The organism is Verrucomicrobiia bacterium, assembly GCA_036405135.1.
Classification (GTDB): Bacteria; Verrucomicrobiota; Verrucomicrobiia; order Limisphaerales; family JAEYXS01; genus JAEYXS01.
In genome coordinates this window covers 50,386-58,955 of record DASWYF010000052.1, presented here as the reverse complement: position 1 = coordinate 58,955, position 8,570 = coordinate 50,386, and the positions used below count along the sequence as shown (strand labels likewise).

General features: G+C 54.4%; 10 protein-coding genes. 7 read left to right on the top strand and 3 right to left on the bottom strand.

Annotated elements, in window-relative coordinates; genetic code table 11:
- Both VGH19_24300 and VGH19_24295 read left to right on the top strand, forming a co-directional pair.
- On the top strand, positions 1-120 hold a 120-nt coding region (locus tag VGH19_24300; GenBank protein HEY1174509.1), incomplete at its 5' end, for an IS5/IS1182 family transposase.
- 305 nt (positions 121-425) lie between these two features.
- A complete protein-coding gene (locus VGH19_24295; protein HEY1174508.1) occupies positions 426-1,946 on the top strand; it encodes a sulfatase in 1,521 nt (506 codons plus the stop codon).
- A 159-nt stretch (positions 1,947-2,105) separates the two neighbouring features.
- On the opposite strand, the gene VGH19_24290 is transcribed toward VGH19_24295, so the two are convergent.
- Together VGH19_24290 and VGH19_24285 are read right to left on the bottom strand one after the other, a co-directional pair.
- Positions 2,106-2,861, bottom strand: coding sequence for a tetratricopeptide repeat protein (locus VGH19_24290; GenBank protein ID HEY1174507.1), 756 nt, complete (start codon positions 2,859-2,861; stop codon positions 2,106-2,108).
- 69 nt (positions 2,862-2,930) lie between these two features.
- Positions 2,931-3,311 (bottom strand): PH domain-containing protein, encoded by a 381-nt coding sequence (locus VGH19_24285; GenBank protein HEY1174506.1) that lies wholly within the window; start codon positions 3,309-3,311, stop codon positions 2,931-2,933.
- A 146-nt stretch (positions 3,312-3,457) separates the two neighbouring features.
- Here VGH19_24285 and VGH19_24280 point away from each other — a divergent pair, with 146 nt between their 5' ends.
- On the top strand, positions 3,458-4,417 hold the full coding sequence (locus VGH19_24280) for a trypsin-like peptidase domain-containing protein (protein ID HEY1174505.1): 960 nt from the start codon (positions 3,458-3,460) through the stop codon (positions 4,415-4,417).
- Positions 4,418-4,497: 80 nt separating this feature from the next.
- Entirely contained in the window at positions 4,498-6,402 is a 1,905-nt protein-coding gene (locus VGH19_24275) for a hypothetical protein (GenBank protein HEY1174504.1), read from the top strand.
- A gap of 73 nt (positions 6,403-6,475) precedes the next feature.
- Here the strand turns inward: VGH19_24275 and VGH19_24270 are convergent, their stop codons facing one another.
- Positions 6,476-6,955, bottom strand: a complete 480-nt coding sequence (locus VGH19_24270) for an Lrp/AsnC family transcriptional regulator (protein ID HEY1174503.1) — start codon at positions 6,953-6,955, stop codon at positions 6,476-6,478.
- Positions 6,956-7,119: 164 nt separating this feature from the next.
- Here VGH19_24270 and VGH19_24265 point away from each other — a divergent pair, with 164 nt between their 5' ends.
- From VGH19_24265 to VGH19_24255, 3 genes are read left to right on the top strand one after another with little or no spacing between them, the layout of a single operon-like run.
- Complete coding sequence (locus VGH19_24265; GenBank protein HEY1174502.1) at positions 7,120-7,587, top strand: hypothetical protein; 468 nt, start codon at positions 7,120-7,122, stop codon at positions 7,585-7,587.
- Complete coding sequence (locus VGH19_24260; protein HEY1174501.1) at positions 7,584-8,138, top strand: hypothetical protein; 555 nt, start codon at positions 7,584-7,586, stop codon at positions 8,136-8,138. The genes VGH19_24265 and VGH19_24260 overlap by 4 nt, the downstream gene beginning before the upstream one ends.
- Positions 8,139-8,186: 48 nt before the next feature.
- Positions 8,187-8,522, top strand: a complete 336-nt coding sequence (locus VGH19_24255) for a ribonuclease E inhibitor RraB (GenBank protein ID HEY1174500.1) — start codon at positions 8,187-8,189, stop codon at positions 8,520-8,522.
- Positions 8,523-8,570: the final 48 nt, after the last annotated feature.

Here is an 8,570-nt window from a genome sequence, read left to right as displayed (position 1 = left end):
AGCTGGCTCCACCAGTTCCGCCGTCTGCGCATCCGCTACGAACGCCGCCCGGACATCCATCTGGCCTTCCTCACGCTCGGCTGCTCCCTCATCTGCCTCCGCTCTCTTTCAAGCACTTGATCTCTTTTTGTTACACGCTCTAAATCAAAATCAAGAAAACCGCCACGCGCGTTCTTTCACGCGCCATTCATCTCCTTTTGTACGCTTGGCTCAGCTCTGTGGTTTGCTACTGAAGGAAGTCGGCGAAATACTTTGGAGTTCATTTTTGCATGTGGTAGTAGCTGCGACTCGGAGAGTCGCGCCGTCAGCGGTGACTTGCCAGACTTCCATTCTCGTTTGATACTTCGCTGCAAATCACAAAGCCTATGCTGGCATGCTTACGCATCTCATTTTCGATTTTCTGTCTCCTGTTGATTTCATCGCTCATGGCAGACGCGGCGACGAAGCGGCCTAATATCCTTTTCGCCATCGCGGATGATTGGTCGTATGGTCATGCAGGTGTCTATGGTGCGAAGTGGGTGAAGACGCCGGGCTTTGATCGCGTGGCGAAGGAAGGATTGCTGTTTCAGAATGCGTTCACGCCGAATGCGAAGTGCGCGCCGTCGCGTTCCATGATCATCACGGGGCGTTACTCGTGGCAGTTGGGGGAAGCGGCGAACCATATCTGCTATTTCCCGGCGAAGTTTAAGTCAGTCGTGGAGGTGTTGGGGGAGAACGGTTACACCACGGCTTTCACCGGCAAGGGGTGGGGACCGGGTGAAGCGAAGGATGCGAATGGGAAAGTGCGGCAGATGACGGGCAAACCGTATCAGAAACGAAAAGCGGAAGGCGCGACTACAGGCATCGGCAATATCGACTACGCGGGTAACTTTGCAGACTTCCTTGCTGAAGCGCCGAAAGATCAGCCGTGGTTTTTCTGGTATGGTTCCTTTGAGCCGCACCGCGCGTATGAATATGGTTCAGGCGTAACGAAAGGTGGGAAGAAACTTTCAGACATTGATCGTGTGCCTGCGTATTGGCCGGATAACGAAACCACACGCAATGACATGCTGGATTACGCCTTTGAAGTCGAGCATACGGACAATCATCTCGTACGGATGTTGGAGACATTGGAGAAGCGTGGGGAGCTTGAGAACACTATCGTCATCGTCACCTCGGATCATGGCATGCCATTTCCGCGCGTGAAGGGGCAGGTGTATGAAGACTCGAATCATGTGCCGCTGGCGATTCGTTGGCCTGCGGGGATCAAGAAGTCGGGTCGCGTCATCAATGATTACGTGAACTTTACCGATCTGGCGCCGACATTTCTGGAGTTAGCACAGATCGGTTTCAAGAAGACCGGCATGGCTGTGATCACAGGGCAGAGTCTGAGCGATATTCTGAACTCGGAGAAAAACGGTCAGGTGAATCCCAAACGTGATCATGTGCTGGTGGGCAAGGAGCGCCATGATGTGGGCAGTCCGAATGATGTAGGGTATCCCGTGCGCGGTATCATCAAAGATAATGTGCTCTTCTTGCAGAATTTTGAGCCAGAGCGTTGGCCCGCATGCAATCCGGAGACGGGATATCTGAATTGTGATGCGGGTGCGATCAAGTCGTGGCTCATCGCGAACCGCACGAATCTGGAATCCAAGAAGTTCTGGTCGCTTTCATTCGGTAAACGTCCGGCGGAGGAGCTTTACGATTTGAAACAGGATCCGGATTGTGTGGTGAATCTGGCTTCTTCCGTGGTGATGGAGAAAAAGAAACAGGCGCTCAAACAGCAGATGGAGCAGGAACTGAAAGCGCAAGGCGATCCGCGTATGTTCGGAAACGGGAAGGTATTCGATGAATACGTCTATGCGGATGAACGGACGCGCAATTTCTATGAGCGCTTCATGAAGGGGGAGAAGCTCAAGGCAGGCTGGGTGATCGATTCAGATTTTGAGAAGGGGCCGGTGGAATAGACTGGCTCAGTGTCAAAATAGTTCTCAAGAGCGAGCAAGCCGCTATCACGGAATCTTGCGTCACTGACGCGACGCTCCCCGAAAAACGGCAACGGCGGCTTAAAAGCCGCCGCTAAGAATCTTTCGTGCCTAACGGCATAGGATTCACTGCGCCCTATATCAATCCAAGAAATCTTTCGTCTTCGCTTTGGTGGGAGCCTTGGCGTTCACTTCGACTGGTAGACGAGGAGGAGGCTGGGTGGAATTGGCGGCCTGAGCGGCAGCGTAATCACTGAAGCGTTTTTGAGCGGCAGCGAGTTCCTCCGGTTTAAATTTTGCCACCAAGTTTTTGCGCAAGGTTTCCCCATCGATCACCCCATTGGCGGACGCGAGGGCATACCATTTATAAGCTTCAGCCAGGTCTGGTTTTACGCCGTAGCCTTTTTCATAGAAGACGCCGAGGGCTTTTTGTGAAAAGGCGTCGCCCTGTTCCGCGGCGAGCTGATACCATTTCAGAGCTTCGACATAGCTGCGATTCGTCGTCCCCAGTCCTTTTTCCCAGCACACGCCCAGATTGTATTGCGCGGCGGGAAAACCCTGTTTGGCGGAAAGCTCGAACCATTTCACTGCGGTGATGAGGTCACGTGAAACACCAGCGCCTTGGGCGTGCAAGAGGCCAAGTTTGAATTGGCCGCTGGCATCGCCTTTTTGGGCCGCTTCCTTATACCACCGGAAGGCATTGGTGTAGGAACCGCGCTCCTCATACATCGTGCCTACGATCAGTTGAGAAAGGATGTCGCCACCCTGGGCGCGTTCCAAAACCACTACGAAAGGAGGAGACACCGTCTTTTCCTCGGCATGGACAAAGACGGAGCTGGCGCTGATCAGGAACAGTGCCAGAAGGCGGAGCGCGGACTTTGACGGTTTGAAAAACATCGACCCCAGCATCTTACATCAAAGGAAAACCAACCTGCAAGGTGGAGGAATGTCCGTGGGCGGCTACATTCACTTCTTCAGCACATAGGTGCTGATCGTTTGATAGACTTCGTTGATGTTCACGCCTTTGGAGAATTCCCACTTGATCGGCTCGGACTCCGCATGGAGCCAGATGCGCAGTTCGGCATCCAGATCGAAGATGCCCGCGCTTTCCTTGGCGAACATCTTGATGGAGCTGTAGGGGATGGAGGTGGTGAAGTGCTTGGAGCCGGTGATGCCTTCCTTGTTGATGGTGATGATCCGCAGGTTTGTGAGAATGATCTGGTCACGGATAAGTTTGAAGGCTTTCACCACTTTTTCGCCTTCGGCCAGGATGGGGGCGAATTCAGCCTGGGCTTTATCGGTGGGGAACTCGGTGACGTTGCCGAGCATTTGTTGGAAGAGGCTCATAGGTTGTTTAAAGGGTAATCTGCCTTCGATGGTCATTTGGTGCAACCAGCATAGGATATGAGTGATAAACTGGATTCTATAAAGCCCCGGCGTTTTTGTAGCTTTGGCCACTTGTCTTTGGGCGCGGAGGCTCCTAGGTTAGGCCCATGTTGAAGCCACTCGTGGGATTGTCGGTGGCGGTCCTCGCGGCATTGCCCGTGATGGCCGAGCCCGTACAGATTCAGCTCAAAGGCAAGGCGGTCGTTTCTGGTGAAGTGCTGGCGGAAAAGCCGGATCAAGTCGTCGTGGACGTGGGCTATACCGTCCTCGTCATCCCCCGTGACCAGATCGCCGAGATCAAGAAACCTGAGAAGACTGCGGTCAAGCCTGTCGAAGTGAAGCCTGCTGCCACGGTGCAGGAGGGGTTGTATCGCGCGGCGGTCACTCCGCCACCAGAGCGTTCGGTGCGTGAACTGGTGAGCCAGTTGGGTGAAGGCGTGGTCCAGGTGCGCACGCCTGGCGGCACAGGGTCAGGTTTCTTCCTGAATGATGAAGGCTTCCTCATCACGAATTTTCACGTCATCGAAGGTGAGACTGAGATATCCATCGAGGTCTATCACCAGAAGAAGGGGCAGCTTGAGCGCAAGTCCTATAAGGAAGTGCGCATCGTGGCCATGAACAAGTTCGCCGACCTGGCCCTGTTGAAGATCGAGGATGCCGGGGCGCCGAAGTTCGTGCCTGTCTTGCTGGGAGATGCGGATGTCCTCGCGGTGGGTGAGCGGGTATTTGCCATCGGCAGTCCGCTTGGGCTGGAGCGCACGGTGACGGAAGGCATTGTGAGCACGAAGACACGCCAGATGCAGGGTGAGCTTTACCTCCAGACCACCACGCAGATCAATCCGGGCAACAGCGGCGGTCCGCTCTTCAACCTGCGCGGCGAAGTGATCGGGGTGACGAACATGAAGATCATGTTCGGCGAAGGCCTGGGTTTTGCGATTCCGGTGAGCGCAGTGAAGTATTTCCTGAACCACCGGGATGCCTATGCCTATGACAGCGGCAATCCGAGCAATGCCTATCGCTATCTGGAACCGCCGAGCCGGATGAAACAGCCTGCTGCCAAGAAGTGAGAGAACAGGCTATCAGTTGAATTTTAACCAAATACTACGATTATTGGGGAACTGAAGGAAATCTAAGACAGCCAGTGATTATGATCAAACAACGCTTCGCGCTGCTCAGCCTGACGCTGATGCTCGCTTTCAACGTCCAGGCGCAGACGCTTGCCCCGGAAAAGCTGCTGCCATCGGATACGCTCGTGCTGATCACCGTGCCGGACCTGGACAAGGCCCGCAGCGAGATCAAATCCAATCCGGCGAGCCAGCTTTACTCGGACCCGGCCATGCAGCCCTTCCTGAAGAAGGTGCTCGGCAAGTGGAACAGCGACATCATCGCGCCGATGGAGAAAGAGCTGGGCATCAAATTCGATGACTATCTCTCTTTGGCCAAGGGACAGTTCACACTGGCCCTGATCCGTGACGGATGGGATGGCAGCGATGACAAAGAACCGGCGGGACTCCTGATGATCGACAGCAAGGACAAGGCGACTGAACTGGACAGCAAGCTGGCAGCCTTGCGCAAACGCTGGACGGAGACCGGCAAGCAGGTGAAGACGGAGAAGATCCGTGATGTGGATTTCTATACGGTGGTCATCCCTCCGGGTGAGATGGACAAGATCTTCACGAATGCCTTCCCGCGCAAAACCACGGGCGAAGAAGAAGAGGCGGAACCGGCCGAAAAAAAGGATAAGAAGCCGACGGAGATCACCATCGGCCGTTCGGGATCGCTCTTCCTGATGGGCGAGAGCAAGCGTGTCTTCGAGAAGATCCTTATCAAGCAAAGCGGTGGCAGCCTGCCTTCCCTGGATGAAGTGCCGAACTACCAGTCCACGCACAACGCGATGTTCCGCGATTCCATGTTCCACGTGTGGGTGAATGTGCAGAGCATCTATGACATCACTGTCAAGATGATGGCCAAGGAGAAGGCCCCGGCAGGTGAAGAAGCGATGCCCATGCCATCACCGGACAAGATCATGGAAGCGTTGGGATTGCGCGGTCTGAAGACGCTCGCAGTCAGCGGCAAACTTACAGGCGAAGGCTCCACCGTGCAGATGCATCTCGGCATCCCGCAGGACCAGCGCAAGGGCATCTTCCAGATCCTGCTGCCTGAGCAGAAAGATTCCTCCCCTCCGGCCTTCGTCGGTGCGGATGTGACCAAGTTCATGCGCTTCCGCCTGGATGGCCAGAAACTTTGGAAGACCATTGAGGACACGCTCACCGCGCTTTCGCCGCAGATGGGCGGTTTGTTGCAGATGACGCTGGGTGCCGCGGGCAAGGACAAGGATCCGAACTTTGACCTGAAGAAACAGCTCATCGGCAACCTCGGGGATGACATCATCTCCTATGAAAAAGCGCCCACTGGCACTACACTTGAGCAATTGTCCTCTCCGCCATCGATCGTGCTCGTCGGTTCTCCTAATGCCGAACAGCTGGCCAATGCCCTCCGCACGGGCAGCAGTTTCATGGTGCCGCCGAGCGACAAGCCCACGGAGCGTGAGTTCTTGGGCAAGAAGATTTACATGGCACCCTTGCCGCCCACGCCTTCTCCGGATGGGAAGGGCACGGTAGAGAAGGCGCTCCACTATGTGGCCAGCGGCGGTTATGTGGCATTCTCCACGGAACCGGCCATGGTGGAGGAATATGTCCGCAGCGCGCAAGGCGGCGGACGTCCGCTCAAGGAAACGGCCGGTCTCGCGGAAGCCGCGCAAAAGGTTGGCGGCATGTCCAGCGGCCTGCTGGTCTATGAGAACCAGGCCATCACCTCCAAGATCGTTATCAATGCGCTGCGCAAGAATCCGGAGATGTTCGACATGCTGTTCTCAGGCGGTGCGGTGAATGAGGAAGGCAAGAAGCGTCGTGCTGAGTGGTTCGACTTCACGTTGCTGCCGGAATTCTCCGCCATCGAGAAATACTTCCACTACTCCGTGGGCGGCATCTCGGTGGATGGGCAGGGCATCAACTACAAGTTCTACGGCCCGACTCCGCCGAAGGCGAAGTAAGCCGGACTGAAATTTAGAAAATACAAAGGGCCGCCTGATGGCGGCCCTTTTGCTTTTCTAAAATGGTTTGAGCTTAAGGCGTCACGGCGAGGCGTTCTTCGTTCAGCTCTTTCTTCATCAACACGCCCTGTTCCTTGTAGGGCTTGAGCATGAAGTGCGTGCCGGTGGAGAGGACGCCCTGGATCGTGGCGAGCTTCTCGGAGACGAAGCGGGCGACTTCGCGCAGGTCTTCGCCTTCCACGATGACGAGCAGGTCGTAACCACCGGACATAAGATAGCAGGAGCGCACCTCGTCATACTTGGCGATGCGCTGGGCGATGCGGTCGAAGCCGCCTTCGCGTTCGGGCGTGATCTTCACCTCGATCACGGCGCGGACAATGTTCACACCCAGCTTTTCCTCATTGAGGATGGTGCGGTAGCCGAGGATGACCTGATCCTCTTCATAGCCCCGGATCTTGGCCGTGATCTCGGCCTCCGGCTGGTTCAGCATGGCGGACAATTGCGCGGGCTTCAGCGCGGCGTTGTCGTGCAACAATTTCAACAAAGCATCCATGCCTTCATTAGACAGAAATGCAGCGGGGTTGCACGCTTTTTAGAAAGCTCCAAATCCCAAGCTCAAAGCTCCAGAGAAGCTTCAAGCCCAAAAGACCAAAGGTGATGCCTTAACGTTCGTCTTTCAATTTGACCGCCAGTGGTCGCTAAAATTACATTCTCCTCATGCGCAAAGGGTTCTTCATCCTGTTAGCTATCTTGGCTATTGGAGGACTTGGCTATTCTCTCAGCGGCAGTAAAAAGGACCTCTATCTCACCGAGTTCGAACTGGATGAAAAATCATTTACCGCGGACGCGCTCAAAAAGATTGAAACAGAAACGGCTTTAGTGCTTCCAGCGGGTGCCAGAGGGTTACGCTTTCATTACAAGCCACCGATTGATCCCATCGTTTTCGCGAAGATCGAGATGCCATCGGGGACCGAAGACTTGATGGAGAAGCGCCTAGTGGCGATGAAGGAGTTTCCGGGCAAGTTTCATGTGGATTTTGCGAACAGCAGGTGCAACTGGTGGCCTGCTTCATTCACGAACGAAATCCGTTCCAAGTTTTCGCATCAAGGCGGCTTTTACATTCAAGCGCATCTTGTGCGTGAGAAGGATCAGGTTGTTGTGTATATCAAGTATTTCACGATATGAGCTTTGCCCCTAATAGGGTTGGACGACCGTTGAAGGCAATAGTTTTTTTGGCACTCCTGTGCATTGCTGGCTTCTACGCCTACGTCGAGTTCATCTATCCGGCGACTTGGCATTCCAACGTGCGGCGCGAGTCTATCAAGTTGCTAAAGGCTGCGCAAACGACAGGTGATCTGACGAATGCGGTCGGCGATTGGGGGATAGTCATTCCATTGACGAACAACCAGTGGATTGCCATCCGATACCGCGATAACCATGCCGGAGGAATCCGTTCAATGGCGGTGGCAAGTGATAGTGGCGGAGGTTGGTATGAAAGCAGACGGCATTTTTGCGGCAGCTTGGTTGCATGGGTGGGTGAAAAACGTCGCTTGGAAGCCGAAGAAGAATTGCAAAAACTCTTGTCTGGTGAATCGACCAGGAAAGTTTTAACAGCCAAATCAGAAAATGGATTAATGCCATCTTATCAGGAAATATCAGCCATTGAGCTGGCTCCTGATCTTGAGAAAGCCAGAGAAGCGCTGAAGAAAATCGGGTTTACTGAGTTGCGTGAATGAAGCTCTCGCCGGACCGGAGGTCGGCGCTCCGATTGCCAATAAGACAAAATGAACTATCCAGATGACGCCAATGGCGATGTGTTTCGTCGGATGGAAAGTCACGGCTTCGATTTTAGCAAAGAGCATGTGGTTGATTTTCATGCCGTCTATGCGACGGAGGCGGAAGCAGATCAAATTGCCCGCATATATGTAGCCGACCTTAAGTCGGGGGAGAGGCTCGAGAATATTGAGACGAAACCTTACCCTGAAGGAGGCATGGAGCTTACGTTGTCCAAAAGAATGATGGTCACTTATGATGGCATCAATGCGTTTGAGAAAACGCTGGCAGAGCGAACGTCACACGTCGACGGGTATCTGGATGGCTGGGGCGTCATGCAGGAATGAATGACACTCGCGACGGACCGGGGATTGGCGCTTCGCTTTATATTTGAC